A 25,223-nucleotide genomic window follows, 5' to 3' on the forward strand; every position below is an offset into this window, starting at 1 on the left:
TGGGCATTGCCGGGAAAAGGGTCGCCAGCTGCTCGCGGTCCGGGACCGGGTTCCGGTCGCCGGCGTCCCGTGATGCGTGGGCAGCGGGGGCGGTCGCGGGGGCGCTGGCGGCCGGGCAGCGGCGGAAAGCGCGTCACCGGCCCGCCTTCCGGCTGAGGTTGGCGATGACCATGTCGGCGACCTTGACCGTCAGCTCGCACGCGTCGGCTTTTCCGGCTTTGCTGGCGCCGAGGTTCAGTGCCGCATCGACGGTGTAGTCGTCCGCGATCCCCATGCTGACGTCGCACGAATCGTCAGCGCCGATACCGGTGTAGGCCGCGAACGCGACCGCAGGGAATCCGTGGACCGAGGGAATCGGCCGCCAGGTGGTCATCAGGGGTTTGCTGTTGCGGTAGACCGCGCTCAGGCCCTGGTGCGTGCGGATGTCGTAGAACACGTTCAGCCCGGCGCCGGAGTCCGGGTGGTCCCACCGGCAGGCCGGCCCGGTGGCCGGGACGTCCTCGGATCGGGGCGGGTCGGTGGCGCCGAGGATGTCTTTGAGCTGCGCGGCGGTCAGGGCTTCGCGGCACGGGTCTCCGGACAAGACGCTAGGAGGCAGGGGCCGGTCGACTTTCGGGGCTCCTGCGTAGGGCAGCGGGACGGCGGGCGAGGGCCGCGCCGTGGATGCGGGCGGCGCGGGCGACCCGGGTCCCGCGCAGGCCGCGGCGAGCGCGGCGCCGACGGCGAGGAGCAGCGCTGCGGCCGCGCCGGGGATCCTGTTCACGTCCTTTTTCCTTTCAGTCGCAGCGAAATCGGCGATGCGAAGGGGCTCGGCGCGGCGGTGCGGGCGGTCAGCGCCGCAGGTTGCGGTACACCGTTTCCTGCACGCCTCGCGCGGACTGGCACGGGTCCTGCTCGCCTTTGTGCGCGGCGGACTGGTCGACCGCGATGTTGACGGTTTCGGTGTCGCTGGTTCCCAGCGCGACGTCGCATTGCCCCTTGGCCCGGACGTCGGCCGTGCCGTAGGCGACGACCGGGTAGCCGTCGATCGGGTCGAGGGGCAGGAAGAACGGGTAGGCCCCGCCTTTGGCGCGGTAGATGCTTGTCAGGCCGAGCTTGTCGACGTCGGGGACGATGAGGATCACGCTTGCCGGGTCCTCGCCGGGCGGCGTCGGCCGCGCTGCGGTCCAGGAGCAGCCGGGCCCGCCGGCGCCGTGCGGGGACGGGAGTACCCGCACGGGATCGCCGAGCAGAACGGAAATCTGGTCCGACGTCAAGCCGTCGCACGGGTGCTGCTTGAGCCGGGCGATGTCGATCGGGCGCGCGACCGCCGGGACGCCGGGGTCGGGCGGGGAACCGGGCGAGGCGTGCGGTGACGCGCTCGGGGCAGGCGGGGCGGGACTCGCCGGGGCCCGGCCGGAGCATCCCGCGAGCAGGATCGCCGCGACGGCCAGGAGCGGGACGGCGACCGCGAGGGCTCCGGCGGCCGGGGGCCGGCGTGGCGGGGTCCCGCCGGGCCGGGGCGTCGCGGGCGGGCGGGGACGGCCGCTGGCGCCGTCCGCGGACCGGGTGCGCATGGTGGGGGGTGTCTCCTTCGGTGCGGGCGGCTCAGCGGCAGCCGAGCGAGTCGAGGACGGCGCGGGTCGCGGCGTCGGCGGGGACGACGCTCTCTCCGTCGATGTGGGCGCGTTCGGCGGACGGCCACCGGTGGCCGGTCTCGCGGAACCGGATTTCGGGCCCTCGCGCGGGAACGACGGTGATGGCGCCGGCGGCGAGCTGCATCGCCTGGATCGATGTCCCGCTATAGGGGGTTCCAACGAGGCAGTTCCCGCGGTAGGCGTCGAGATCGGCGCGGGGGTCGGGCCAGACGGGGTCCGGGACGAAGTGGCTCAAGAGCAGTACCGCGCCGATCACCGGAAGATGGGGGAGAAGCAAGGCCGACCGCACAGACATGCGCGGTCCTCGCCAGATCGCCAGCGCCGTTCCCGCGCCGCCTCCCGCTGTCGCCGCGATGTACACCGGCAGCGCCGGGTACTCGACGTAGTAGGCCCCGCTCCACGTCATCGCCGCCGCGCAGACCGCGGGAAACAGGCACCATGTGACGGCGACCAGCCACTGGTCGGTGTCGAAGGGGACGCCCCGGTCCAACCGGTCCGACAGCGCCCTGCGCGCGGCGCGGGCCGCGCGGCGGGCAGGAGCCGCCTGCCGGAGCGCGGGCCGTGCCGCCCGGTCCGGGCGGCGGGCCGGTTCGGGGTGCTCGGCCGGTCCTTCGCCGGGCGGCGGCGCGGCGCCGCGGCTGCAGACGCCGGTCAGCATGGGGCCCGCATCGGCACCGGCGGCGAGGCCTGTGCAGACCTCGCTGCCGGTCTGCCCGCTTCCGGCCGGTTTCTCCTCCGCGGCGGCGGGCAGTGCCGGGGCGCGGTCTCCCGCGGCGTCGCGGCCGCTGCCGGACGGGGCCGGTGGGGCGGGTGGTTCCTCGGTCATCGCGACGCTGTTGTCCTTTCAAATCGGGCGTGTTCGCCGGGGCGCGGGGCGTCCGGGTCGCGCTGCGGCCACGACCGCGGCGGCGCGGCGTTTCCGGCGGTCCGTTCACCTGGCGCGTTCCGGCCGGGGCGTTGCGGCGCAACGAGATCCGGCGGGGCCGGGGCCTGCGGGCGCGGTGGATGCCCGAGATACAGGCGAGGATGGGGGGCGTGTAGCACCGGGGGTTGACCGGTGCGGGGGACGTGGCCCGCGCGGTCGGTGACCCGGCAGGGCTCGTCCGTGCGCGGGACCGGAACGTCGATCTCCGGGTGCTCGGCGGCTTTCTCCGCCGCCAGCCGTGCCGCGAGGGCCTGCACGGTGATGCCGTCGGGGTTGGGCGGGTCCGGGCGCCGCCGCGCGAACAGCAGCGCCGCCGACGGCACGGACAGCAGCGCCCCGCCGGCCACGACGACCGCCGGGATGTTGGCGTGCCCGATCTGCTCGGCGAGCGGGAGCAGCACGGTCATCGCGCCGCCTCCTGCCGGGGCGGGCCGGGTTCGGCGGGCGCCAGAGGCGCGGGGCCGGTCGCGTCCGGCGGCACGGGGGTCTCCGCGCGGGCCAGGCGACGGCAGACGTCTCCCGCGACGTCCGCGGCCAGGTCGGACGCGGCCAGCGCGTCGATCAGCGGCGCGAGCCGGGCGAGGGCGGCGGGTGCGAGACCGGCCGCGATCTGGTCCCGCCGTTCCGCGGCAGCGAACGCCAGGTGTCGGCGGCGGAACGCCAGCGCATTGCCGATCTGCTCCGCGCGTGCGGTCGCGATGCGGTCCAGTCCTGTCCAGTGCGCCGGGGGCACCGCCGCGAGTTCTTCGACGTCGCGGAACCCCGCCTGTTCCAGGATCGTGCGGGTCCTGCGCGGCAGCAGCGGCGCCAGCGCGTGCAGCGGGGTCCGCAGCTCGGGCAGCGGCGCGAGGCTCAGGCCCGCGCAGCCGCCGGCACGGTCGAGCGCGGCGCGCAGTCCGTCGGCGAGCGGGGTCGTTCCCAGGACCAGCACCGTGCTGTCGTGCGCGGCGGCGAGCGTGGCGGTCTGGGGAGAGGCGGGGCCGTCGCCGACCCAGAGCAGTTCGACGAAGCGGCGCCGTCCGCCGTCGATGTCCCTCGCGAACCGGGCGAGCGCGCTCCCGGAGTGGGCGGCGTGCCAGCACTCTCTCGCGGTGCCGACGTCGCGCGCGACGAGTGACACTTCGTGCCGGGCGAGCTGGGTGCGGGAGGCGATCGAGACGACGACGGCGGACACGAGCGGGAACGTCCTTCCTGGGTGGAAAACGGGTCGGCAAGCGGTTCAGTCGCCGAGGGCGCTGAGGGTTTGCAGGCGTGCGACGAAACCGGCCGGCAGCAGGCCGCACCGTTCGGCCAGCAGCCGGAGCGCGGCCGGGCCGAGCCGGACGACGGCGGGCGGCGATCCCTGGCGGAGCCCGGCGCCGGCCCAGCGCGCCGCCGGGGCGAGTTGCCGGTCCCGGGCCTCCGCGAGCGGGAGCAGCCGGACCCTGACGCCGCCGGTTCCCTCGGCCGTGAGCCGGGCGTGCACCCGGGAGAGCAAGTCCGGCGGCGACTCGTCCATCGCGACGCACAGATCGACCAGCCGCACCACGTAGAACCGCCGCAGCGCGAGTTCGTAGCACCCCAGGGTCTGCTCGGACACCTCGCCGCACACCCGGGATCGCAGGTCCAGCAGCGTCCAGCCGCGCCGTTCGCGCAGCTTCCGCAGCTCGTCTCCCAGGAAGAGCCAGTACAGCAGCTCGAGCTCGTCGGTCAGGCGAGACAAGGAGCCCGCCCGCCGGGACAGGCTCCGCTGCGGGCGATCTGCTGCTGTCATCGAGGCCGTCCTTGCCGTCGTCGCGTGCGGGTGGTGCCGCGCGGCGGGCCGGGCGCACTCCCGGCCCGCCGCTGTGTCATCCGGCCGCGGCGAAGTCGGTCTGCGCCGGGACGGTCGCGTGGTGCCGGGCGGCCGCCTCGCGGATCTGGGCCGGATCGGCGACGGCGACCCGCGTCTGCGAATCGGCCGCGTGGATCTGGGAGAGGATCCAGCGCCCGTGCGCCCACACCGACGTGGCCACGTTGGCCGTGCCGCAGTGCTCCGCGGTGCCGCGGGAGACGAGCACGGTCAGGACCACGTAGGGCCCGACGCGCTGGTCGCCGCCGCCGCCGGAATCGCCCATGCAAGGGCCTCCGCGGTCAGGGGGCGTGCCGAGGCACACCTCGTCCCGGCCGATGCCCGCTGCCGCGCACTCCGAGCGCGCCGTGACCCGCACGTCGGTCTCCTTGAGCCAGGGCCCGAGCGGTCCCTTCCACGACTCCGGGTTCGGGGTTTCCTTTCCCCAGCCCTGCAACGTGACCGGCGCCCAGGGCAGCACCGGCGCGACGAGCGCGCCCTCGACCTGGATGGGCTCCTCCATCTCGACGAGCCCTTGGTCCCAGACGTCGCCGTGCTCGTCTTTTTCGCCCCACGCCCAGCCTGCCGGGACGATGAATCGCTTGATCTTGGCTTTCTCGGCTGCGAAGCGATTGACGTTGCCGTACATGAAGTTCCAGGTCGCCGGGTCCTCGGGCGTCGAGTGCAACCCTGCCGCCGCGCCGGGGGAGAAACCGGGGTCGCCGGTTGTCTTCCCGGCCTTCTCGGCTGCCCGCCGGAACTTCTCGTAGCGGGTCCGGCCGTCGTCGGTCATGGAGCGGACCTGCTGCGACTGCGGCCCCGGCATGACTGTCACGCAGTGCGCGGCGGTCACGAGGAACCGCGTCTGGCCGTTCTCGTCGGACCCGAGCGGGTGCGCGGCGCAGGTGTCCCAATCCGGCACCTGGTTGTGGTCGTAGACCATCGCGCCGATGCCGGAGAGGTTCTCGCTCGCGCGGTGGCCGCCGACGATCGCCTGCGCGGGCGTCGCCGGGCCGGCGACCAGCCCGACGGCTGTCGCCGTGACGGCCGCGGACGTCAAGACTCTTCGAAAACGCAAACTGTGCCTCTTTTCTGTTGTGGTGGCGTGTTCGGACATCCCCGTCCCGGCGACGGCACGGGGAGATCGGGGGAGCCGCGCGCGGCGCGGTGCCGCGGGGCGGTGGGTGTCAGCAGGCGGTGAGCAGCACCCAGTCCCACGGCTCGGCGTCCGGACCCGGCAGCGCGGGCCTGCGGCCGTTGGGCGGGCAGGAGGCGAGCACTCCGTCTTCGCCGTCGAGGAAGCCGCCGGCCGGGACCCCGTGGAGGGTGGACGGGTCCGCGGCGCGCGGCAGGCTCGCGGCGGCCGCGGCGAGGGGGCGGTGTTCGCCCCCGTCCTCGTCGCGGACCATGCGCAGGGCGGTGAGAGCGGCGCCGTGCGGGCCGCCGCAGAGCCCGCCGCTGCGGAACATCGGTTCCGTCAGGGCGTATTCGGCGGCGGCGACCGCGTCGCGGCGCAGGCCGGGGTCGCCGAGCACGATCCCGGCCAGCTGCAGGCTGCGGGCGATCCCGAGGGTGCCCGCCCAGCCGGAATCCGGCCGCACGCTGCGCCCGGTCGCCGGTTCCGGCCCGAAGACGACCTCCGGCCACCACGGGGTGTCCTCGTCGGCGCCCTGCTGGTGCAGCCGGTACCAGTCGGCCAGCGTGCGGATCGCGGCCCGGTGGCGGTCGACGCGGACGCCGCGGCGGTGGGCCAGCGCCAGCAGCGCCAGGACGCCGGCGGTCCCGTCGGCGACGCCGAGGTCGGCCCGGTCGTGCGACGGGTCGTCCTGCCGTGCCGGCCACCAGCCGGGCCGGGTTTCCCCGTTCCGGGTCAGCGGCCGGGTCAAAGCGACGAGGTAGCGCAGCACGGCGCGCAAGGTCTCGTCGCGTTCGGGATGCTCGCGTCGCAGCATCCCGGCGCCGATGCCCGCCAAGCCGTCGCGCCACGAGTATTCGCCGGGTACGGGCGGGATCCCCGCGGCGATCCGGCGGTGTGCCGCGCGCAGCCGCGCTGCCGCGATCGCGTCGACCCGGGCCTCGGCCCGGGCGAGGTCGTCGCAGTAGCGCGCGGCGAGACCGTCGGCGTTGCCCAGCGCGACGCGGATCGCCGCGGCGGCGGCCGGGACGCCGCGGGTCAGGGACCCGTGCGCCTCAGGCGTCTCCGGCAGCACGGCCAGCACGTCCTTCAGCGCCCGCCGCAGGGGAGGCCGCCGGCCGACGCGGTGTCCCGCCGACACCGCCATCCGCATCAGGTCCGACACCGGCCCGTCCTCGGCCAGCGAGCACCGGCCGTACGCTCGACCGGCGTCGAGGAGGGGAACGGACGCGGCCGACGCTGCGAGGGGCGCTGGGTCGCGGGGGAGCACTCCGCACTCGCCGGTCACGCGCTCTCCCCGAGCAGCGGCCGGGCCGGAACGGCGCGGGACGCGGGCCGGGGCGCGGCGACGCCGAGCAAGGAGTCCCACTGGGCCGTGCCGGGCGACGGCAGGACGGTCTCGCTCTTGTCCGGCGTTTGGGACACCTGCACTCCGACCGCTCCGTCGAGGAGCCCCCCGCGTGGCGTCGTGGGCAGGGCCTTCCAGTCCAGCGCCGTGCGCAGCTCCCCGACGGCCGCGTCGGAGAAGGGGCCGCCTGCGTCGCGGAACATGCGCTTCGCGATCAGCGCGGCTCCCTGCGGGCCGTGGCAGAGCCCGCCCCAGAAAAATTCGTGGGTGTCCCTCATCAGCGCCGTGCAGGCCGCGTCGACGGCGGTCTCGCACAGCTCGTCGTCGCCCAGCGCGATCCCGGCCAGCTGGAGGCTGCGGGCGATGCCGAGGGTGCCGCACCAGCCCGGCGCGGAATGGTTGGCTTGCCGCAGGTGCAATTCGGGCGCGGAGTCGGGTTCCGGATCGGTGACGACGTCCGGCCACCAGGCATAACCGGTCTCGTCGGTCCGCTGATGCGCGCGGTACCACTCGACCACCGTCCGCATCGCCACGTCCAGGCCGTACACCGACACGCCCTGGCTCCGGGCGAGGGCCAGCAGCGCCAGGATCCCGGCGCTCCCGTCGGGCAGCGACAGGTCGGCGTGCCCGTGCGGCCACTCCTTCCGCTCGCTCAGGTCGTGGCACGGGCTGTCGTGCACCCACCAGCCCGGCCGCGGCTCCCCGCGACCCGACAGGACCAGCTCGACGAAGCACTCGACCACGTTCGCAAGCAGCGGGTCCGGACCCGGCCGCTGCAGCAGGCACAGGCCAAGCCCGGCCAGGCCCTCTCTCACTGAGAATTCCGCCCGCGCGGGCCCGGTCCGCTCGTCCAGGCGGCGGTACGCCGCCCACAGCCGGTCCCGCACGATCAGGTCCAGCCGGGCATCGGCCTCTTCGAAGCGCTGCCGGTAGTCCGCGGCGATGTCGTCCGGCGCGTTGGTTGTCGCTACCCGCAGGACAGCCGCGAGGGCGGGCGCGCCGACGAATGCCGATGCGCCCGACGATTCGCCTGGGAGGAGGTCGCCTGTCGGCGCGGGCGGGAGCCGGTCGAGCGCGTCGCGCAGTCTTTGGCGGCTCCCCTTGCGTTGCCCGACGCGGACCGCCCGGCGCAGCGTCGTCGTCAACGGGCCGTCGGCCAGCAGCGTGCACGGGTGCGCGGGGACTTCCGCGAAGGGATCGGGGCAGCCGAGCGCGCTCACCGCGACACCGCCGTACACGCGCCGCCGCGCACCCCGACGCCGGCCCGTTCCGCATACGGCCGTCCGCCGAGGCCGGGGAGGCTGTTCCCGGGCTGGGCGGGGTCGGGACAGGCCAGCAGGTCGGCGAGCTTGTCCTGGATTTGGCCGGAGTCGCCCAATGCCTCGATGTCCTCCGGCGAAATGCGCCACGAGACTGCGCCCCCGAACACCCGGCTCGGCGGAAGCGTGACGAGAGTGCCCGGCGCCATGAGGTCGACGCCGGCGGCTTCGCAAAGCCTGCGGTCCAAGGGGATTCCGGCCTCGACGAGGAAGAAGACTCCCTGGGGAGCCACTGCCACCGGGCCCAGCGGGCGACGCCCGCCGAACGCGGCCATCGCCCGCCAGCCGAGAAGGGTCGGCGTGCGCAGGACGTCGAAGCGCCGTCCGGACTGCACGACAACCGTGTGCCGCCGGTGCGACCACCATTCCCCGATGACGCCGGGGTCGGTGGTCGCGGCGGACACGTCCACCGCCGCTTCGCCGGGCCGAGCCGGCGCGGTTTTGTTGGGATGCCAGGTCGCGATCCCGTCGCAGGCCGGGCCGGGAAGCACCGGCCAGCCCCGCGCGGCGTAGCGCTCGGCGGCCTCGCGCAGCGATTGCAGGCCCGCACCGCCGCTCACCGGCAACCGGGACACCGGGTTGACGTGCGCCAGCCGGTCTGCGGCAGCTCCCGGGCGCGGTCCGCGGCGGTCTTCTTGCGCGAGCTGGACTCCGCCGTCCAATACCGAGCTGCCCTCGCCTGCAGCAGTTTCCGGCCGAATGTCCGCAAGAACTGCCATGTCGCCTCCCCTGGTATTGCCCGCCTGCCAATGAGTGTTTTGGCGGCTTGCTTTCGTGCGAGGCCGTCAGCCTGGCCCCTGCGCCGGATATGCGGAACCCCTCGGTTTGTAATGTCTTGTATCGCTTTGTAAAAAACCTTGCAATGGACCTTGCAAACGAAAGTCCAGGCTTTCTAGCGTTCTCGCACCGTCGGCTGCGGGTCGTCGTTGCCGACCGTTGCGAAATGAGGGAGGCTTCCCCTGAGAAGGAAGGATCGGCGGGGAATATGGAAAGTATGTTTTTCACCGGTGCTGATGCGACCGCCCTTCGACGGGCGATGAGATGCGGTGTCGGCGAATTCGCCAAGATGCTGGGCGTTTCCGTGGCGACTGTCTACACCTGGTCGAGTCCGAGCCGCGGAGTTGATCCGGGCCCTTCAAGCCAGGACGCGCTCGCAGGCCTGCTGCGATTGCAGAACCCGGCGATCAGAGAAGCCTTCTTCACACTCGGCGGCCCGGTGCCGGGAGTGACGTCGCTGGCTGATTTGGGCGCGGATGCGGACGTCTCCGCCGAAACAGCTGTCTCACTGGCGGACAGGATGTCCGGCTTGGTCGGCGATTCCGCAGTGGCCGACCGGCTCGAGATCGAGATCGCGCGGCTCGCGGTGGCTTACGTGCACGAGCCGTTGCCGAAGGTGTACCGGGAACTTCTCGACGTGCATCGGGAACTGGACAGGGCGCTGACTGTGCCGCGGAGGCCGCACGAACAGGCACACCTGATCTGGCTCTCTAGCGCCGCAGGGCTGCTGCTGGCGCACGGCACGCAGAACCTGGGACGCCCTCGCGCCGCGCTCAAGCACGTGTTCGCGGCACGCTCGCTCGCGGACGTGGTCGACAGCGATGCGCTGCGTGCAGCGGCGCATGCCACGACCGCGCTGCTGCTCGAGTGGTCGCGCACGCCGGAAAAAGCTGTGGTCGAGGTCCGCAAGGGCCTCGCGTTCGCGACGGGTGCGCAGACCCGCCGCCGGCTGTTGGCCGTCGGGGCCCGCGCCGCAGCCCGCGCCGGCGACGCCGAGACCGCGAAGTCCATGCTGCGGCTCATGGAGTCGGCGCGCGAGCCCGGACCACCCACCGTCGACGGAGTCGCCGACCTCGGCGGACTTCTGGCGTTCCCCCGCGCCAAACGCGAGTACTACATAGGCGGTACGGAACTGCTGCTGGGAAGGTACGAACCGGCCGCCCATCACTGCGAGTTCGCCATCGACGCCTATCAGCGCGGCCCCGACCACGACCGGTCCTACGGCGACCTCGCGCTAGCTCTGCTCTCGCGCGCCGAGGCTCGCCTGCAGCTGGGCGACAGTGCAGGCGCCGCAGAGGACGTTGCCGCGGCCCTCGCCCAACCGGACGGAAAGCCTTTGCCGGAAGGTCACCGCATCAGCCAGCTCAGCCGCGCGCTGACCGATCTGCACCGTCGCGCGTTGGAGCTGCAGTATCACGGCGTGCCGGAGGCCGAAGCGGTTGCCGGACAGATCACACTCCACCTGCCGCCCGCACAGCGCCGCCTACCATCATCGGGTGCCTGACGACACACTGCGCGCCCTGGTCGAGTCCGTCTGCCGCCGCACCGGGCTCGACCCGGCAGGGTTCACACGGCTGCGTCGGCACGCCGCCGACGTGATCCTTCTGCCTCACGCCGCCGACGGCGGGCTGGTCCTCAAAGCCGCTCCTGCCCACGGCGCGGACCGCGCCGTTCGCGCCGTTGCGCTGACCCGGTGGCTGCACGGCCGAGGCTTCCCATGCACACACCCCGCTGCCGTCGACCAGCCTATGGTCGTCGGCAACCGTGTCGTCACGATCTGGCTGCACCACGACCAGCACGATCGCGGCATCCCGGGCGCAGCGCATCTTGGCACGCTGCTGCGGAGCCTGCACCGGCTTCCCCTGCCTCCGGTCGAGCTGCCCGAGGCCCAACCCCTCGCCGGGCTAGCAGACCTGATCGAGGCCGACACCGCACTGCCTCCCCGGAACCGGAAATGGCTGTTGCAGGAACGCTCCCGATTGCTGGAGCGCTACCGAAGCCTGGACTTCCCGCTCGGCAGCGGACTCATCCACGGCGATGCCTACCCTGGCAACACCCTGTGGGACAACGACGGCGGAACAGTCTTGCTCGGCGACTGGGACGAACCCGCCCTCGGTCCACGCGAACTGGACCTTGCCAACACCATCCAAGGCCGACGCTTCGGCCGCCCGCCATCCGAGATCGACGCCTTTGTCGACGCCTACGGCTACGACCCGCGCAAATGGGAAGGACTCGAGGTGCTCACCCGCATACGCGACATGCACACTCTCGGAAGTTTCCTGCGCCGCGCCGCCCATGGCGACCAGGCCGCCGCCGACGAACTGCGGACCCGCGCTGGTTCCCTGCGCACCGGCAATGACACAGACTGGCACGCGGCCTGAGGTCGCTGGTTCAGCCTGGCCGCCGGTCGGCGCGGGGCAGACCGCTCTCCCATCCGCATCCTGACCGCTGAACTTCACCGGATCCAATATCGCCGCGCCTCGGCCGAACTGGCAGGCTCGATCATCACGTTCGCCTCGAACCGATTGGCGCTGTCTCAATGACGACGAACCACCTCGACGACCCGCACACCCCGGTCGCCCTCGCTGGCAGCCTGACGCAACTGCGGGAATTCCGCTCAGCCGACGGCGCGGACGCCTTCGCGATCGTCGGCGACGACAAAGTCACCCGGCACTTGTCGTTCGACAGCAGGAGCAGGGACGATACGCAAGCGATGATCGACAGCGCCGTCGAACGAGCGAAATCCCGGCCGCGCACCGAGTACTACCTGGGCATGACGCGACTCGACGACGACCGGCTGATCGGGTTCTGCCGCCTCGGCTTGAGCGGGGTGCGGGCCGCGAAACTCGGCTACGCCGTTGCCGCCGCGCACTGGGGCAACGGCTACGCGACCGACGCGGTGCGGACCGCACTCGCGTTCGCGTTCGGCCCGCTGAATCTCCACCGGGTCACCGTGGCTATCGGCCCCGACAATCCCGCCTCGCAGAAGGTCGTCGAACACCTGGAGTTCGCCCGCGAAGGCGTCCTGCGCGATCACGTCTACACCAACGGCGACTGGCGTGATTCCGTCCTGTACTCGGTTCTGTCCGACGAGCGGTCTCGGCGGGCGCACGGCTGACCCTCCGAGGGCTCCAGCGCGCTCGATGCAGCACCGGGTTCGAGCCGTGCCCGCTCCGACGACTCTGTCCCGAACAGGTCGTGCCGGGGAACGCTCGTGCGTTGCGGGCTAGGAGGCGTGGTCAGGACTGCGGAGGTCCCTGGGCAGGTATTGTCGAGGGCGTGCCGGAGACGCGTTCCATCGAAGTGTTAGGGGCGTACACCGCAGCCGTCGGTCTGCTGCGTGAGCCTCGAACTGCAGCTTTGGGCCTGGAGGGTTTGGCCGGTGTCTGGCGGAGAGATCCCGGGTTCCGCGAATCCTCGGTTCGAGTGCTGACGGCGGTCCTGCGCGACGACTACGACGAGCACACCAAGGATGAGGCACGGCGTCTGCTCGCCGAGTTCGCCGGTCCGGCGGATGTGCAGCCGGTTCGGGACGCCGCCGGGACGAACGTCTCGGCCGACCTGCACGACCGGCCCAGGCCGTCGGCGGCGGCGGAGCCCGGGTCCTGCGGAGTCTCGCAAGGCGACGCGCACCAGTAGAACGCTGGTGCCCCAGGGGATTGTCACACGGCCGGGTCGGGCAGGGTGGCGAGCGGTTTCCGGGCTCGTCGGCGTAGATCGGCTGCCGGTCGGAGATCGCTTCCGGACGGGCCGCGAGCTGATGGTCCCGATGCCGCACGAGAGCGGTTTGCCGCGTCCGCCCCGGAAACAATGGCTCGTCGAACGATTGCACCGCAGTAGTCCGGATCGGGCGCGAGTGGTCAGGACGCGCGCACCGGACTGCTGGAGCGCCGCAGCACGACGAGGCTTTTGTCGTCGTGGCGTTTGGCGCGGGGGAGCCGTTGTGCGGCGGGATCGTTGTGGCTTTCCCAGTTCTCGCACTGCACGAGGAGGCTGTGGAGCGCGTCGTCGTCCATGGTCGCCAGCCGCGGCCAGTCGTCAAGGCCGAGATGCCGCATGGGTTTGTAGGCGCCGTCGGTGGCGAGCACGGCCCACGGGATCTCGCGGGCGGGGAACCGGTGGACCACGGCGTGCCGAGCGGCGTCCGGGTCGGTCTCGGCGATCCAGTAGCCGCCGTCGCGGTTGCGGCGGGCGGCCTGCTGGGTCTGGAGTTCGCGCAGGAGGGCGCGATGGGTGTCGTCGAATCCGGAGCCTCCGGCGAGCCGCTCGCGGTAGCGCCTGCTCGGCGCGAGGTCGAGGTTGCTCATCCGGTCGTCGGTGAGCACGGCGTCGGGCAGGACGACAAGGTTGTCTCCGAGGATCAGGACGTCGATCCAGCCGGCGTGCTCGCGCAGGATCGTGACCGTGCTGGAGGGCGATCGCCCGGGCTGCAGCCGCGAGAGACGGGCGACGTCGCCGATCGCGGCGGCGAGAACCGCGGCGAGGTCGGCGCCCGGGTCGCGCTCGAGCCCGCGGCGCAGGCTGTCGCCGAGTTCGTCGGCGTAGCGGGCGGGCGGCACGGGGACGGGCACGTAGGCCGATGCTCCGTCGAGCTGGATCACGGCACGTGCTGTGGTGAAGACGCGGTCGTCGCTGTCGTGGGCCGGGGGCAACTGGCTGACGCGGGCTTGCATCGTGCTCACCAGACGAAGGGCCCGGCGACGAGCGTGCTGCCGGTGATCTCGCGTCCGGCCACGGTGCAGCCGACGACCAGCGAGCAGGACGTGTCGCCGGTCTCGGCGAACAGCGACGGTAGGTTCGCGGCGAGATAGTGCGCCGCGCCGAGGGATCCGACGGTGTGGATGCCGGCGATGTGCACGACGATGCGCCCGTCGCGGATGTGCCTGCCGACGTACGCGATGTCGCCCTGCTCGGGCGAGGGCTCGTCGGCGGGGGAGCCGTGCCGCGCGCCGGTGGCGGTCTCCTCGATCCACCAGCGGCCGCCGTGCTCGACCATGTCCAGAGCGGGATCGTCCTGCAGCAGCGTGTTGCCTACCGGCGCGGATTTGGGGCCGCAGACCAGCACGACGTCGCCGTCGGGCAGGTTCTCCCGGTCGGGTTCGATCTGGTAGCGCTTGGCCAGCAACGACATGCTGCCCAGCAGCTCGGTCAAGGTCTCGGCGGCTTCGGCGTCCTCCGCGGCGATCACAGGCCGTTCCCGGTCGAGGGTCTGGTAGCGGTACGGCACGCCGAGGCGCACCGGCCCGTCGCCGAAGAAGATGCGCTCGCGCGGGGGAGCGTTCTTCATCAGCCTGGACATCCTCGACGGGCTCAGCTTCATCGCCGGAGCGATCTCGGTGTCCTTCATCAGGAGATCCCTGCGGGCGCCTTGGACCGCGTCGCTCCGGATGCGCGCGAGCTCGATGCTGCGTTGCCCGTTCTTCTCGATCAGCTCGGTCGCTCGGCGACCGCGCCTGAGGTGGTCGGGGTCGGCGCGCAGCTCGTCGAACTCGCGTGGGGTGCTCACCCTCGGGAGTCTAGCCATCTTGACGGAGCTGATCAGCGCCGCCTAGCATCAAGTTGCTACCTAGCAAGTTGATCAACGACTCTGGTCGGGCCCGAGAATTGCTAGGTAGCAACAAATTGCGGAGGCAAGGATGACGGCCCAGTGCCATCACGCGGAAACGGGATGCCGCAGCACGGCGCCTGCCCTGAGCCAAGCCTCGCGCCCGCGGTGGCGCATGACCGTGCGGCGCACCTCCACGGGCCTGACGCCCAGCGGTGCCGGCCGCGGCCACAGCCGGGCAACCACCCGATCCGGCGCGCCACCCCGCTGCGGCCGATCTCTCCTCGACCAGGAAGAGCTGGTTCCCATGAGTCAGACCACGACAGCAACCGTTCCTGAACAGGCGGACGCCCGGCGACCGGTAAAGCCGCGTGAGGAGTTCGCGGAATGCGGCCTCGCCGACGACATCTTCCGCTATCGCCCGCTGCATGCCTGGATGGCAGCACAACAACCGCAGCAGCCGCCGCAGTGGCCGGAACACGACCCGGACCCGGCCCCGGCACCGTGGCAGCGCACGCGGGTGGTGCGCGCGTGAAGCCCGGTGACACCCCTGCGCTCACCGTGCCGCACGGAGCTTGCAACGTCGGCCGGTCCGGCGCGGGTGCAGGGGCCGGGCAGACGTCGCTGCCTCGCGCTGCGGCCGTGGTCCGGGCTTTCGAGACGGCCCCTGTCGGCGGCTACGGGCATCCGGTGCTGGCCGGTGCGGCGGCGATGGCGGCCGCGCACCAGATGCACGCCAGCGCGTTCCGGATCGTCGGCGACCCCGGCGCGGACGACACGGTGCGCGCTGACGCCGCCCGTGCCGTGCGGGCGCACGCCGTCGCCTGCGCCGCGGTGGTCCGCCGAATCGACCGGTGGGCCGCCACGACACTCCCGGCAGATCGGTCCGGGATGCTGCACACCGAGTCGCTCGGGCAGCTCGTGGCGCGGATGGCGGCCGTGCGTGCACACGGCCGGATCCCGGCCGGCGCCCGCGCACGCGACCACGACGCCCGGGCCCGGCGCGCCACGGCGCAGCTCGCCGAACTGGTCTGTGCCTTCGACGACCTGGCCACGGATCTGCGGCTGGGACGGCGTCGTCTTCCGGTGCGGCAGACGCCGGACGGCCCGAGCGGGTCGGCATTCCTCTGATGGCCACCGCACTCGTCCGGCCGTGGAGGTGCATCGTGGTCCCCGCGGACAGTCGCGTCGGCAGCGTCGGCGCGGCCGTCCACGACCTGACCCGGCACCTGCCCGAACCCGAGGTACTGGACCGCTGCCCGACCTGCGGGAAAGACGTCCCCTGGCCGTGCCGTCGCTTCTACGACGCGGCGTACGTCGTGTCCGCCGCGAAATTGCGGATCGAGGATTTCGTGCCGCCCGAACTGCACCCGCGCCTGCCGAAACCGGGTCCCCGCACCACGCCGACCCGGCCGTCCCGCGCGCCGAACGAGGAGAACCACCGTGGATGACAACCTGAACGCAACCCTGCATACAGGGGTGAAGCAGCAACTCGACTACGTCGAGGGGCTCTTGGGCAAAGCCGACGACCCGTCGAAATCGAAACTGGCGGAAACCGTGATTCCCCAGTGGGCCGATGCGTGGCGGGAACTGCTCGCCGTGCACGCATCAGACGAGCGTGGCCGGTGCCGGGAATGCTCCAAATGGTGGCCGTTCCGGTTCCGGCGTTCGCGGTGCACGGTCTGGCGGACCGCCCACCGGAACCTGATCAGCGAACCCGCCGAGGTCACCCGCACCGGACGTCACAGCCTGCTGGGGCAGCGCCAGACCGCGGGCTGATCGCGCACTCCCGCTCCACGACAATCCGTCCTACGCGCCTGAAAGCTGCCCGGCTGCACGCGATGACGCAGCCGATCTGGCGTGCAGGAAACGTTCCGCTGCGAAGGGGAAAGCGATGACCGGGCACGGGCCGGGCGGCGACGCGGCAGGAGCGGCGATCCGCCGACGCGTGGTCGCCTCCGCCAGGCATGCTCATCTCTGCGGGCCGGATGCGGCCCGCCGAGGCATGGAGCAGGTCGTCGGCCTGGTGCTCCAGCATGCGGCCGAGGCGGCGGATCTGGGCATCTGCGGCACCGGCGAGCTTCCCGCGGCGCTGGCCGCGCTGAAATCGGCGGGCTGCCCGCACAGCACGGAGGACGCCGCACGCCGGACCGCCCGCGCGTTCACCGCCGCCCCGGCCGACTTGCTCGCCGCGGGAGCCGGCGACGAGCTCGCCTTGTGCGGGGCCGTCATCATTTTGCGGGACGCGCTGGCCGGGCTCGACACGGCGACGCGGTAATGGCAGCACCATCGGTCCAGGTCGTCGACGGCGTCGAGCCCGGGTCCCGCGGAGTGTCGCAAGGCTATGCGCACCAGTGGAACGCTGGTGCCAAAGGGACTGTCACACGGCCGGGGTTGTCAGGGTGGCGAGCGGGTTTCCTGGCGCATCAACGTAGATCGTTTGCTGTGTCGGGGTCACCGACAGGCCCAGGCGCGGCCAGTCGGGCTGGTCGGCGGCTGCCCATTGCCGGTGGGCGTGTTCGACGTGCTGCCACAGGCGTGCCGGTCCGGTCTCGCGAACAGCGTGCGCGCCGTGTTCTCCCGCGGCGAGGGCGATTTCGGCGCGGGAGCCGTCGGCGGTGGCGATGCTGACCGCCTCGGGGCCGTGGCGGGGGTCGCCGCGCGTGTAGCCGAGTCGGTAGCGTCGCCCGATCCGCAGCGCGGCGAGGAACCACACGACGCGGTTGGACCACGGGGTGCGCGGGTCGAGCGTCGTGGCGGACTCGCTGACCGGGGTGTCCGCCGAAGCGCGCATGAAGGGGACCGGGCTGCTCCCGGGGGTATGGCGCAGTTGCATGAAGGTGGCGTAGCCGGCGTCGAACATGCCTTCGGCCCGGTCGGGGGCGGTGCGGGTGAGCCGGACCAGGTTGCCCGCGCCCAGCCCGGCCCTGAGGTCGGCGAGGATCACGCCGCCGACGCGGACCTGCTCCACCCAGGCCCAGGGGATCGAGGGCACCGAGCAGGTCGCGATCAGCCGGTCGTACGGGGCGTGCGCGGCCAGCCCGAGGGCGCCGTCGGCGACGGCGAGAGTCGGCCGGTAGCCGAGTCCTGCCAGCCGCGCCCGCGCGGTCTCGATGAGGTCGGGGTCGATGTCCACGGAGAACACGGACGCCGCGCCGAGGCGGTGGCACAGCAGGCCGGCGTTCCAGCCGGTGCCGGTGCCGATCTCCAGAACCCGGTGGCCGTCGTGCACGTCCAGCGTCTCCAGCATCCGCGTTATCAGGCCGGGAGTGCTGGACGAGGACAGGTAGACCGGCGGCCCGCCGGGTTCGTCGTGGCCGAGCTTGGTCACCAGCGCCGTGTTGGTGTAGACCTGTTCCGCCCAGTCGCGGCTGGTGGCCGGGTCGTCGGCCGCGAGAGCGTGCATGCGGTCGTCGCGGCGGACGTAGAACCGCGGGACGAACAGGTGCCGCGGCACCGCCTGCACTGCCGCGCGCCAGGCAGGCGAAGCGAGTTTCCCGGCTGCGGCGAGTTCGTCGGCGAGCGCGGCGGCCCGCGCCGGCCAGTCGACGAGGGCACCGCCGGTCGCGGTGGCGGGAGTGGCCGTCATGTCGCGCCCTTCGCGAGCAGGTCGGCCAGTGCGTCGGTGATCGGCGCGCCGGTCGCCGCCTGCAGCCAGCCCACCTGCGGTCCGGTGTTTGCCTCCAGCATGGTCCACCGGCCGGACGGCGTCACCGCGAAGTCGAACCCGGCGTACGCCAGGCTGGTCCGGCGCATGTACCGGGCGACGCCCTCGGCCACCGGTCCGGGGACGTCGATGAGCTCGTGCCGCAACGCGGCGGGGTCGGAGCGCCAGTCGATGCGGGCGTCTTCGCTGTCGGCGTGGATCGCCACGCCGAACAGTTCGGCGCCGACCACGGTCAGCCGGACCTCGAAGGCCTTCGGGACCCACCGCTGCACGGTGGTCGCGGTCATGGCCACGGCGTCCAGGTCGGCCAGGTCCTCGTCGGACAGCGGCCGGGTGTGGGAGACCCGGGCCTCGCCGTCCACGATGATCCCGGTCGGGCCGAGCGCTTTGGTGATCGAGTCGCGCGGGCGGTCGCCGATGAACCAACGGGCCGCGTCGACGTCGTTGGTGATCGCGGTGTCGGCTACCGCGAGCCCGCACTCGGCGGCGATCTTCCACTGGTAGGGCTTGAATATCGCGTCCGCGCACCGGTTCGGGTGATTCGCGTACAGCGCGTCCAACGCGGCCAGGACGCCGCCGACGCCGAGCTTGGCCTCGCGGTAGCAGAACTCCCGCAGTGCGGGCGGGAGCGCGTCGTCGAAGTGGTAGGTGCGGGGCCCTCGGTTCCAGATCGACCGGACGTCCTCCAGCCGGACCTCGTGGTGGTCGTTCCACAGCCGCCCCGTCCACCGCCCTGACCGCAGGCGCGCGTTCATCCGCAGCCGCGACGGGAAGGCAGCGAGATCGGTGCGGAACACCGGCACGCCCCGATCGGCCAGCGCCGTCACCACGGCGTCGGCGGTCGGGTCGAAATCGCGGGCAAGCACCAGCACCGTCATGAGGTCACCCGTTACTCTTCCCAGGCCCACGTCTCGTTGTCGCCGCCGTCGCCGTCGGTGTGGGTGCCGTCGAGGGACGTCCAGTCTTTCGCCAGGTTCGGCGTCATCGGCCTGCCCTCCGGATCGACGGCCACCTGGGCGACTGGGTCGTACCGGTGCGCGGGAATCTCGCGCTCCGGAGCAGGTCGCGAGTGCCGAAGGGCCAGCGGCAGGGCTTCCGCCGACGCGAGCAAGTCGGCGGGGATGCCGGGCGCCACCGTGCGGGCTGGGCTCGGGATGTCGACCGAGGACAGCGGCCCGGTCAGCGAGCTGGCCGGTTCGCTGTCACCGATCGGGTCGAGCGTTCCGGACATGGCTCCTCTTTTCTGTACTCGACAACCGACCGTAGCTGCCGCATTCCCGGCAGTACAGATCCATCCGGCGGGCTTGGTCGAGACGCGGCCCTGTACGGCCGCTGCACGACTCCGTCGTGAGGCACTGCCTTCGCAGTCGCGAAGCCCTGGCCATACGGAATTCGGTCCGTCCCGCGCGCTCTGACGGTCCTCGCCGAGCTGTGCCGCTGTCGCAGGCCAGGGGCGGCGGGCGACGTTGCCTGAAGCGCGAGACCGTACTTGCGTCTCAACGACGACACGCCGGTCGATGTGAAGCGGGATCTCGCCGATCATGTCGCTCGCGGCGTACCCAGGTCGGTCATCCGGTGCTACCTCCCTGGGCGAGTGATCCGGCGGGCGGTGTCCAGGTTTCGGGCTCCGCTCCCTGCTACCGCAGCCGTTCCCGGGTTCGTCGGACGTGGTGTTCAGGGCATGGGCCACCACTTCCCAACTCACCCCAACGGCTGGGCCTCCACACGAACCCAGGTTCCGCAGTCGCTGCGCGTACCCACGGATAGACGCTTCCGAACCATGGGTTTCCGCAACGCGCACCGACGCCATGCGACTGTTCGACACGAGCAATCAGGCCATCGACAGGCTGCTTGCGCAGATCCCTCTTCTCGGGTTGCGTTGACGCAGGGACCGCGCGGCAGCTGGTCAGCGCTTCGGAGGCGGACAGTGTCATCGGCAGCGCATTCCGGCAGTTCTGGCGAAGTCGCCGACGGTCGTTGGGCGGGGCGTCGCGGCACGGGCGGGAGGGTCTGGCACGCTCGTCGGCGACCACGAACCACCGATGCGGGAGCCGCCTCGATGATCAAGCACGCTACGGCCTCGACCTTCGTGTTTCACCAGTTTCCCGAGGGTTGGCGGCTGGGCCTGGTCGCGCAGCCGCGCCTGGGTCGGCACATGATCGCCGGCGGGCATGTCGAGGACGACGAGACGCAGGCCGAGGCCGCGGTGCGGGAGACGGTAGAGGAAACGGGACTGTTGCAGGTCCGGCTGCTGGCCTGCCCGACGCCCGCGCTGCCCGGCGGCTACCCGCACGAGCGGGTGGCCGCTCCGTGGTGGATCACCGAGGTGCTGGTTCCCGCGGACAACCACCTGGCCGAGCCGCACGTTCATGTCGACCATCAGTACGTCGCGATCGCGGACTCGCCGGTGCCGGACCAGGAACCTGTCCACCCGTTCGGCTGGTTCGCCGAGGACGACCTGGAGAGGTTGTCGATGTTCGAGGACACGCGGTTGCTGGCGGGCACGCTGTTTCCGGTCATCGGATCGATTGCGTCGGCGGCAGAGCGGGGTGGCGAGTCGGATTTGTTGCGTGCGCTGGTCGCGGCGGGAATGGGCTGAACGGTCGGCGGTCGTCGCTGCGTGTGAGGCGGAGCTTGGACGCGGTGCGGCCGCGCAGGAGCGTCGGCGATCCACTCCGTGAGGAGGTCCACGAGTGCGTCCGCGTGGTGGTCTCGCCGGTCGAGGACGCGCAAGTAATCCGGGGCGGCGGCGGCCAGTCGCTCGACCAGCGCCGAGGCCCGGCGGTGGAGTTCCCATTGTCCGGGGGCGTCGCCGCCATGCGTCGTCGGCAGCGTCGGCACCGTTCGACTCCCCGCGGAAATCCCTTCCGGGCGACCGGATGTTTCTCTCGGCGGCCGCGGCTCGGGCGGCGCGTGGGTATGCCGGCGGGCGGAGGTCGCTCGTCCGGGCGCAATGGGATGTGGTCAGGTGTCGCTCCAGGGGTAGGCGGCACTGAACCGGGCGAATGCCTCGTTGAGCTCCTCGTCGCGGGCTGCGGCATCGACGAGGATCGACGACCCGGCGAGCATTCCCGCCGCACCGAGCACGGCGGCGACGGCGTGCACGATCGCCGCGTAACGAGTCGGCGGCACATCGAGCGGAAGCCGTAGTCGGATCTCGCGGGACCTCATGTGCTCGACGCTGCCTGTAACCACAAGGCAACGCCAACCCCCGCACGGGTAACGGCAAAACGTGGGGGGAGTCCGCAAGGTTCGCGGGTCGTGAACCCCGGAGTGGTGGTTGGTTGGCTGGTGCGATCTCTGAGCTCGCCGTATTCGGGAAGAGTCGCAGCAGCCGATGAACGTGGTGGCCTCCGCGAGACTGGCTTGGGCGGAAGGCACTGCATCGGCAGGCTAGATGGTCATCGCTGCTGCCAACACGCAGGTGTGATGTCCGGTTCACTGCGCATGTCCAACCGGGGGTTGGGATTAACGCGTTCGCGAAGGCCCAGAAGCGGTCGCGGCAATTACGGTCGGCCAGCGGACTCGGCGAGGGCGGATGACGAGCCAGTTCGTCGGCGCAGTTCAGCGCGCGGTCACCCCTGCTGGCCGGCGAAGCGGAGTTCCTTGTGCAGGATCGTGGCTATGCCGGCTGGATCGTCGTGGTTGATGTGGTGCCCGCTGCCGAACATGGCGATCTGACGGCTGTCGGTGGACATGTCGAGGAACTCTCGTTGCAGGGCAAGCCATTCGTGGTGCCAGGTCTCGCGGTCGTGAGGTCCTGCGGTGACGACGGTGAGGGGAAGGTCGCCGAGTTCGCGGGCTTCGGTTCGCAGCGGCTGCAGTCCGTTGCGGACGCCGAGGCATTCCTGGACGACGGTGCGGCGGAAGGAACGGGAGAGGCAGCGGGCGAGGTGAGCGTCGGCTAGGTCTTCGGGGGCTTCGCGCTGGGCGTCGCGTTGCAAGTCGTGCCGGAGCCCGAGAACGTGGGCCAGGCGCTGCATTCCTAGGACCTGCAGCTGTCGGCGCACGGCTAGGGCCAGCAGCATGTGGCCGCCGAGTGCCTGGGGGATGCGCGCGAACTGGTCCTCGTGGCTGGAGTCGACGAGGACGAGCCGGGCGACGAGCTCGCGGTGGCGGGCGGCGTAGAGACGGGCGATGAGCCCGCCGACGGAGTGGCCTGCCAGCACGAGCGGGCCGGTGATGTCCAGAGCGGTGATCAGGTCGTGGATTTCGTCGGCCATCACGCTGATGGTCCGCGGCCACGGCCCGGGATCGCTCCAGCCGGTGCCGGCACGGTCGACCAGAATGATCCGCGCGTCGGTGCGCTCGGAGAGAATCCGGTGAACCCGTACCCATTCCACGGCAGGCGTGCTCAGCGCGGGGATCACCACCAGAGCAGGACTCGATGTACCGGACGAGTAGACGTGCATCCGGCGTCCGCCGACGTCGACCGTCTCGCCGGGCGGGGGATGCCGGAGAGCGTCGCGGCGTTCGGCGGCAATAGTGCAGGCGGCGCTCGCTGCGGCCAGTGCCAAAGGCGCTGCGCCGAGCGCGACGGCAATGCGCGTCGCGGAACGCGGGCGGTACGACATGGTCCGACCGTAGCGGCCGGACGCACCCGCGGAGGGTTGCCCCGCGGCAGCGGCGAACTGGTTCACCGGGGTTGATGAGCGGCAGGACAGTCCCGTCGTGGTCGGCGTCGGTCGAGTGCGGCTGGTCGTCCGCGGCTCCGGCCGCGAGGTCGGCGCCGAGACGGCCTGCCGACCCGCATCGGCACTGCCCTGCGCGGGCACGCCGGCCTCCGGCCGAACCGCGGATGCGCCACGATCCTCGACGACGCCGTTGACCCGAAGCAGAGGAGTTCCTCGAACGTCGGCGAACGTCTGATGCGCTGCCGATGCTCTCCACCGACCTTACGACGCTGATCCGTCTCGACGAACTCGCGGAAGACCCGATCGCCCGGTGACAACGGGCCGCCGGCGAGGAATGTCAGGGTGAGACCGGAAGCTTCGGCCCCGCCCTGAGGTTCCCGCGCGGCAAGCGGATCCGGGCCAACCGTGCCACGCGACTGGGCGAGCCCCGAGCAGGCCGACCGACGCCATGCCAGCACCGCACGCCAACGCCTGACCGGTTCATCGCTGCCGGCTCCCGCGCACAGCCAGCCAGGTCGCAACCAGCGAGGCAAACACGCCGATGAGACGGTGCACGGCCTGGTCGCACTCGGCCAGCGCCGTTCCCGGCCCGCTCTCGTCGACCACGCCCGGACGCCGCTGCGCGGTGGCGTGAGCGAGATAGCCGGCCTTGCCGCCGCCGACCAGGTGCAGCTTCCGGGCTCGGTCGGACAGCAGGAACTTCTTCAACGGCTCGCGGCGGTCGATCGCATAATGCGTCACCGCGTTGATCGCGGTCCCCGCCAGCAGCCCCGGCCACGAGACCCGCGCGCCGAGCACTCGGGTCACCGCGACCGCTACGCCGAGTTGCCCGATCGCATACGACGCGACGTGGCGTGCGCACGCCTTCCTCCCGACCGCGCCTGGCTTGCTCTTGTCGCATGCGTCCTGCCCGTCCTGAAGAACCTGATCGCAGTAGGGATGCACGTCGGAGAACGCAGCCTGCAACGTGGCGAACAACGCCAGCGCCGACACAGTGCGGTCCTTCACATCGCCACCGCCGTCGGCCTGCTCCAACGGAATTGTCGGCCGCCAGTGCGACGATCTCGCCGATCACCATGCCGAGCGGGCCTCGAGGAGGGCGGATGAGCGGATCGAGCGTCGCAAAATCGAGGCAGGACACCGGTCGAATGGCGGAGGCCGCGGTCGCTCAGGCGCTCGGCGGTCTCGGTTTCTCGGTCACCAACCTCAACGAACTCGTGGGCAACTGCCCCTTCGGCGACTTGCTCGCGCGGCGCGGTCACATACGGTTGATGATCCAGGTTAAGGGGACGACCACGCAGGAAGGCAAGTTCGGGACTCCGCCGCATCGGGTGCGTGCCCTGCAGCGCCTCAGCACCGAACTCGGCTGCCAGGCCTTCTACGCGTTCGTGCACCTTGCGGCCGGCAACACGACGCTCCGGTTCGCCACGGCTGCCGTCGTCGCGGTGCTCGCCGACGCGGAGGAAGCCCGCTACAAGGGGAAGAACCGATATCACGTCACCATCGAGCAGTTCGACGTCGACATCTGCGGTCTCGGTCGCGTCCTGGCGGCTTCCTGAGCCGAGCCGCACCGCGACGGCGGCTGCGCCGGGGAAGCTGGCGCAGAGCAGGCCCGGCAATGCCCTGCCGCCGATGATGCCGCCTGCGGCCAGATCGCGGAATCGGGCCTTGCCGTCCAGTTCGGCACAGCAGTGCAGGATCCGCCCGTCGCCGATCACGCCGTGCAGCACGGCCTCGACGATCGCGGCGGGCGACTGGGCACGCCGCGGCGCTCGTACGCGGGCGCCGGCGAGCAGGCTCAGCGCCAAGACGGCAGGTGCGCTCACAAATGAGGTCATGACCGGAGACTCGCACCAACGGCCGACCGGGATCCCGTCGTGCGACGGGATCCCGCCTATTCCCAGGGAATCCACCGAGCTTCGCTTCACGCAGGTCCTCGACACCAGCGACTGCATCGCCGCCGTTCCGATCCCTCAGCGCACCGGGCCGGGTGCGGGCGGCAGGCCCTGTCGTCCCGCCAAGAGTCCAGCTGACGCCTCTGAACAGCACAATCGTGGTGCCGCTGAAGCCCGGCGACTGTGTCTCAGCCCGCAGCGGCGCGCTGCGCTTGCGCGACACGTTCGCGCACCCGTCCGGCGAGCGTCGCCGCCGCTTTGTCAGCGATCGTGCGGGTGTCGAATTCGTCGACCGGGTCGGCCGGGCGGAGAGCGAGCAGATCCAGCAGATCCGCGAGAGCGGCGGCTTCGTCCAAGCTGAACGGAAGCAGGATTTCGCGGCTCGGCGCGTGGATCGCGCTCGCGAGGTGCGCGGCGAAGCTGCGCCGCTCTTGCGGCGTCAGAGCGATGAGATTCATCGGCACAGCCTAAGGTCCGCATCCGTCTTCATCGTCGATCTTGCCGGCGTGACCCGGAGCGGGTCGCCCCGAA

Annotated in this window: 30 protein-coding genes; 10 read left to right on the forward strand and 20 right to left on the reverse strand. The window is 71.8% G+C overall.

All coding sequences use genetic code 11. The features are described 5' to 3' along the window. Nucleotides 1-133: 133 nt before the first annotated feature. The 10 genes from ABZX37_RS10865 to ABZX37_RS10910 form a co-directional block, all read right to left on the reverse strand. A complete protein-coding gene (locus ABZX37_RS10865) occupies nucleotides 134-763 on the reverse strand; it encodes a DUF3558 domain-containing protein (protein ID WP_354738201.1) in 630 nt (209 codons plus the stop codon). Between the two features lie 67 nt (nucleotides 764-830). Next, on the reverse strand, nucleotides 831-1,556 hold the full coding sequence (locus tag ABZX37_RS10870; protein ID WP_354738203.1) for a DUF3558 domain-containing protein: 726 nt from the start codon (nucleotides 1,554-1,556) through the stop codon (nucleotides 831-833). Nucleotides 1,557-1,587: 31 nt separating this feature from the next. After that, nucleotides 1,588-2,463, reverse strand: a complete 876-nt coding sequence (locus tag ABZX37_RS10875; RefSeq protein ID WP_354738205.1) for a hypothetical protein — start codon at nucleotides 2,461-2,463, stop codon at nucleotides 1,588-1,590. Beyond that, the gene (locus ABZX37_RS10880; RefSeq protein WP_354738207.1) at nucleotides 2,460-2,969 is read right to left on the reverse strand and encodes a hypothetical protein; all 510 of its coding nucleotides are present in this window, start codon (nucleotides 2,967-2,969) and stop codon (nucleotides 2,460-2,462) included. The genes ABZX37_RS10875 and ABZX37_RS10880 overlap by 4 nt, the downstream gene beginning before the upstream one ends. Further along, nucleotides 2,966-3,736, reverse strand: coding sequence for a hypothetical protein (locus ABZX37_RS10885; RefSeq protein ID WP_354738209.1), 771 nt, complete (start codon nucleotides 3,734-3,736; stop codon nucleotides 2,966-2,968). Before ABZX37_RS10885 ends, ABZX37_RS10880 begins: the two co-directional genes overlap by 4 nt. 45 nt (nucleotides 3,737-3,781) lie before the next feature. Further along, nucleotides 3,782-4,315 (reverse strand): XRE family transcriptional regulator, encoded by a 534-nt coding sequence (locus ABZX37_RS10890; protein ID WP_354738211.1) that lies wholly within the window; start codon nucleotides 4,313-4,315, stop codon nucleotides 3,782-3,784. Between the two features lie 76 nt (nucleotides 4,316-4,391). Beyond that, nucleotides 4,392-5,432 (reverse strand): trypsin-like serine protease, encoded by a 1,041-nt coding sequence (locus tag ABZX37_RS10895; protein ID WP_354738213.1) that lies wholly within the window; start codon nucleotides 5,430-5,432, stop codon nucleotides 4,392-4,394. Between the two features lie 127 nt (nucleotides 5,433-5,559). After that, nucleotides 5,560-6,795, reverse strand: a complete 1,236-nt coding sequence (locus tag ABZX37_RS10900) for a lanthionine synthetase LanC family protein (RefSeq protein WP_354738215.1) — start codon at nucleotides 6,793-6,795, stop codon at nucleotides 5,560-5,562. After that, on the reverse strand, nucleotides 6,792-8,093 hold the full coding sequence (locus ABZX37_RS10905; RefSeq protein ID WP_354738217.1) for a lanthionine synthetase LanC family protein: 1,302 nt from the start codon (nucleotides 8,091-8,093) through the stop codon (nucleotides 6,792-6,794). The genes ABZX37_RS10900 and ABZX37_RS10905 overlap by 4 nt, the downstream gene beginning before the upstream one ends. Beyond that, nucleotides 8,072-8,893 carry a bifunctional DNA primase/polymerase gene (locus ABZX37_RS10910; RefSeq protein ID WP_354738219.1) on the reverse strand — a complete coding sequence of 274 codons (822 nt, stop codon included), beginning with the start codon at nucleotides 8,891-8,893 and terminating at the stop codon, nucleotides 8,072-8,074. Before ABZX37_RS10910 ends, ABZX37_RS10905 begins: the two co-directional genes overlap by 22 nt. A 116-nt stretch (nucleotides 8,894-9,009) precedes the next feature. On the opposite strand from ABZX37_RS10910, the gene ABZX37_RS10915 reads away from it, so the two are divergent. The 4 genes from ABZX37_RS10915 (at nucleotide 9,010) to ABZX37_RS10930 (ending at nucleotide 12,590) form a co-directional block, all read left to right on the forward strand. Further along, entirely contained in the window at nucleotides 9,010-10,455 is a 1,446-nt protein-coding gene (locus ABZX37_RS10915; RefSeq protein ID WP_354738221.1) for a hypothetical protein, read from the forward strand. Further along, a complete protein-coding gene (locus tag ABZX37_RS10920) occupies nucleotides 10,448-11,332 on the forward strand; it encodes a phosphotransferase (RefSeq protein ID WP_354738223.1) in 885 nt (294 codons plus the stop codon). The genes ABZX37_RS10915 and ABZX37_RS10920 overlap by 8 nt, the downstream gene beginning before the upstream one ends. Nucleotides 11,333-11,490: 158 nt before the next feature. Beyond that, nucleotides 11,491-12,069 carry a GNAT family protein gene (locus tag ABZX37_RS10925; protein WP_354738225.1) on the forward strand — a complete coding sequence of 193 codons (579 nt, stop codon included), beginning with the start codon at nucleotides 11,491-11,493 and terminating at the stop codon, nucleotides 12,067-12,069. Nucleotides 12,070-12,377: 308 nt separating this feature from the next. Further along, nucleotides 12,378-12,590, forward strand: coding sequence for a hypothetical protein (locus ABZX37_RS10930; protein ID WP_354738227.1), 213 nt, complete (start codon nucleotides 12,378-12,380; stop codon nucleotides 12,588-12,590). Nucleotides 12,591-12,811: 221 nt separating this feature from the next. Here ABZX37_RS10930 and ABZX37_RS10935 read toward each other — a convergent pair whose 3' ends face one another. Both ABZX37_RS10935 and ABZX37_RS10940 read right to left on the reverse strand, forming a co-directional pair. Continuing rightward, complete coding sequence (locus ABZX37_RS10935) at nucleotides 12,812-13,624, reverse strand: hypothetical protein (RefSeq protein WP_354738302.1); 813 nt, start codon at nucleotides 13,622-13,624, stop codon at nucleotides 12,812-12,814. 5 nt (nucleotides 13,625-13,629) lie between these two features. Further along, nucleotides 13,630-14,457: a hypothetical protein gene (locus ABZX37_RS10940; protein WP_354738229.1), complete on the reverse strand. Its 828-nt coding sequence runs from the start codon at nucleotides 14,455-14,457 to the stop codon at nucleotides 13,630-13,632. 346 nt (nucleotides 14,458-14,803) lie between these two features. On the opposite strand from ABZX37_RS10940, the gene ABZX37_RS10945 reads away from it, so the two are divergent. The 5 genes from ABZX37_RS10945 to ABZX37_RS10965 all read left to right on the forward strand — a co-directional run bounded on the left by ABZX37_RS10945 (nucleotide 14,804) and on the right by ABZX37_RS10965 (nucleotide 16,774). Then, nucleotides 14,804-15,031 carry a hypothetical protein gene (locus ABZX37_RS10945; RefSeq protein WP_354738231.1) on the forward strand — a complete coding sequence of 76 codons (228 nt, stop codon included), beginning with the start codon at nucleotides 14,804-14,806 and terminating at the stop codon, nucleotides 15,029-15,031. After that, on the forward strand, nucleotides 15,028-15,627 hold the full coding sequence (locus ABZX37_RS10950; RefSeq protein WP_354738233.1) for a DUF4254 domain-containing protein: 600 nt from the start codon (nucleotides 15,028-15,030) through the stop codon (nucleotides 15,625-15,627). The genes ABZX37_RS10945 and ABZX37_RS10950 overlap by 4 nt, the downstream gene beginning before the upstream one ends. Then, entirely contained in the window at nucleotides 15,627-15,947 is a 321-nt protein-coding gene (locus ABZX37_RS10955) for a hypothetical protein (protein ID WP_354738235.1), read from the forward strand. Before ABZX37_RS10950 ends, ABZX37_RS10955 begins: the two co-directional genes overlap by 1 nt. Next, a complete protein-coding gene (locus ABZX37_RS10960; RefSeq protein WP_354738237.1) occupies nucleotides 15,940-16,275 on the forward strand; it encodes a hypothetical protein in 336 nt (111 codons plus the stop codon). Before ABZX37_RS10955 ends, ABZX37_RS10960 begins: the two co-directional genes overlap by 8 nt. Before the next feature lie 115 nt (nucleotides 16,276-16,390). Next, nucleotides 16,391-16,774, forward strand: coding sequence for a hypothetical protein (locus ABZX37_RS10965; protein WP_354738239.1), 384 nt, complete (start codon nucleotides 16,391-16,393; stop codon nucleotides 16,772-16,774). Between the two features lie 102 nt (nucleotides 16,775-16,876). On the opposite strand, the gene ABZX37_RS10970 is transcribed toward ABZX37_RS10965, so the two are convergent. The 3 genes from ABZX37_RS10970 to tgmA are packed head-to-tail and all read right to left on the reverse strand — an operon-like array spanning nucleotide 16,877 to nucleotide 19,394. Then, nucleotides 16,877-18,085 carry a methyltransferase domain-containing protein gene (locus ABZX37_RS10970; RefSeq protein ID WP_354738240.1) on the reverse strand — a complete coding sequence of 403 codons (1,209 nt, stop codon included), beginning with the start codon at nucleotides 18,083-18,085 and terminating at the stop codon, nucleotides 16,877-16,879. Then, nucleotides 18,082-19,041: an MvdC/MvdD family ATP grasp protein gene (locus ABZX37_RS10975; RefSeq protein ID WP_354738242.1), complete on the reverse strand. Its 960-nt coding sequence runs from the start codon at nucleotides 19,039-19,041 to the stop codon at nucleotides 18,082-18,084. Before ABZX37_RS10975 ends, ABZX37_RS10970 begins: the two co-directional genes overlap by 4 nt. An 11-nt stretch (nucleotides 19,042-19,052) precedes the next feature. Next, entirely contained in the window at nucleotides 19,053-19,394 is a 342-nt protein-coding gene (tgmA, locus tag ABZX37_RS10980; protein ID WP_354738244.1) for a putative ATP-grasp-modified RiPP, read from the reverse strand. Between the two features lie 828 nt (nucleotides 19,395-20,222). Between tgmA and ABZX37_RS10985 the strand changes: the two genes are divergently transcribed. Further along, a complete protein-coding gene (locus tag ABZX37_RS10985) occupies nucleotides 20,223-20,762 on the forward strand; it encodes an NUDIX domain-containing protein (RefSeq protein WP_354738246.1) in 540 nt (179 codons plus the stop codon). Between the two features lie 365 nt (nucleotides 20,763-21,127). On the opposite strand, the gene ABZX37_RS10990 is transcribed toward ABZX37_RS10985, so the two are convergent. The 5 genes from ABZX37_RS10990 to ABZX37_RS11010 all read right to left on the reverse strand — a co-directional run bounded on the left by ABZX37_RS10990 (nucleotide 21,128) and on the right by ABZX37_RS11010 (nucleotide 25,150). Next, a complete protein-coding gene (locus ABZX37_RS10990) occupies nucleotides 21,128-21,334 on the reverse strand; it encodes a hypothetical protein (protein WP_354738248.1) in 207 nt (68 codons plus the stop codon). 404 nt (nucleotides 21,335-21,738) lie between these two features. Then, entirely contained in the window at nucleotides 21,739-22,737 is a 999-nt protein-coding gene (locus ABZX37_RS10995; protein WP_354738250.1) for an alpha/beta hydrolase, read from the reverse strand. A gap of 540 nt (nucleotides 22,738-23,277) precedes the next feature. Beyond that, nucleotides 23,278-23,805, reverse strand: a complete 528-nt coding sequence (locus ABZX37_RS11000) for a hypothetical protein (RefSeq protein ID WP_354738252.1) — start codon at nucleotides 23,803-23,805, stop codon at nucleotides 23,278-23,280. Then, nucleotides 23,802-24,635, reverse strand: a complete 834-nt coding sequence (locus ABZX37_RS11005) for a hypothetical protein (RefSeq protein ID WP_354738254.1) — start codon at nucleotides 24,633-24,635, stop codon at nucleotides 23,802-23,804. The genes ABZX37_RS11000 and ABZX37_RS11005 overlap by 4 nt, the downstream gene beginning before the upstream one ends. 245 nt (nucleotides 24,636-24,880) lie before the next feature. Then, entirely contained in the window at nucleotides 24,881-25,150 is a 270-nt protein-coding gene (locus ABZX37_RS11010) for a hypothetical protein (RefSeq protein ID WP_354738256.1), read from the reverse strand. Nucleotides 25,151-25,223: the final 73 nt, after the last annotated feature.

It is taken from the genome of Amycolatopsis sp. NPDC004079 (assembly GCF_040610415.1).
GTDB classification, from domain to species: domain Bacteria; phylum Actinomycetota; class Actinomycetes; order Mycobacteriales; family Pseudonocardiaceae; genus Amycolatopsis; species Amycolatopsis halotolerans.

What these genes read in the sequence shown, in the direction of transcription:
- ABZX37_RS10985 (WP_354738246.1), top strand. Translation starts at nt 20,223, where the DNA reads ATGATCAAGCACGCTACGGCCTCGACCTTCGTGTTTCACCAGTTTCCC.
- ABZX37_RS10870 (WP_354738203.1), bottom strand. Translation starts at nt 1,556, where the DNA reads ATGCGCACCCGGTCCGCGGACGGCGCCAGCGGCCGTCCCCGCCCGCCC.
- ABZX37_RS10890 (WP_354738211.1), bottom strand. Translation starts at nt 4,315, where the DNA reads ATGACAGCAGCAGATCGCCCGCAGCGGAGCCTGTCCCGGCGGGCGGGC.
- ABZX37_RS10965 (WP_354738239.1), top strand. Translation starts at nt 16,391, where the DNA reads ATGACCGGGCACGGGCCGGGCGGCGACGCGGCAGGAGCGGCGATCCGC.
- ABZX37_RS10880 (WP_354738207.1), bottom strand. Translation starts at nt 2,969, where the DNA reads ATGACCGTGCTGCTCCCGCTCGCCGAGCAGATCGGGCACGCCAACATC.
- ABZX37_RS11005 (WP_354738254.1), bottom strand. Translation starts at nt 24,635, where the DNA reads ATGACCTCATTTGTGAGCGCACCTGCCGTCTTGGCGCTGAGCCTGCTC.
- ABZX37_RS10970 (WP_354738240.1), bottom strand. Translation starts at nt 18,085, where the DNA reads ATGACGGCCACTCCCGCCACCGCGACCGGCGGTGCCCTCGTCGACTGG.
- ABZX37_RS10945 (WP_354738231.1), top strand. Translation starts at nt 14,804, where the DNA reads ATGAGTCAGACCACGACAGCAACCGTTCCTGAACAGGCGGACGCCCGG.
- ABZX37_RS10875 (WP_354738205.1), bottom strand. Translation starts at nt 2,463, where the DNA reads ATGACCGAGGAACCACCCGCCCCACCGGCCCCGTCCGGCAGCGGCCGC.
- ABZX37_RS10995 (WP_354738250.1), bottom strand. Translation starts at nt 22,737, where the DNA reads ATGTCGTACCGCCCGCGTTCCGCGACGCGCATTGCCGTCGCGCTCGGC.
- tgmA (WP_354738244.1), bottom strand. Translation starts at nt 19,394, where the DNA reads ATGTCCGGAACGCTCGACCCGATCGGTGACAGCGAACCGGCCAGCTCG.
- ABZX37_RS11010 (WP_354738256.1), bottom strand. Translation starts at nt 25,150, where the DNA reads ATGAATCTCATCGCTCTGACGCCGCAAGAGCGGCGCAGCTTCGCCGCG.
- ABZX37_RS10990 (WP_354738248.1), bottom strand. Translation starts at nt 21,334, where the DNA reads ATGAGGTCCCGCGAGATCCGACTACGGCTTCCGCTCGATGTGCCGCCG.
- ABZX37_RS10955 (WP_354738235.1), top strand. Translation starts at nt 15,627, where the DNA reads ATGGCCACCGCACTCGTCCGGCCGTGGAGGTGCATCGTGGTCCCCGCG.
- ABZX37_RS10935 (WP_354738302.1), bottom strand. Translation starts at nt 13,624, where the DNA reads ATGCAAGCCCGCGTCAGCCAGTTGCCCCCGGCCCACGACAGCGACGAC.
- ABZX37_RS10925 (WP_354738225.1), top strand. Translation starts at nt 11,491, where the DNA reads ATGACGACGAACCACCTCGACGACCCGCACACCCCGGTCGCCCTCGCT.
- ABZX37_RS10910 (WP_354738219.1), bottom strand. Translation starts at nt 8,893, where the DNA reads ATGGCAGTTCTTGCGGACATTCGGCCGGAAACTGCTGCAGGCGAGGGC.
- ABZX37_RS10975 (WP_354738242.1), bottom strand. Translation starts at nt 19,041, where the DNA reads ATGACGGTGCTGGTGCTTGCCCGCGATTTCGACCCGACCGCCGACGCC.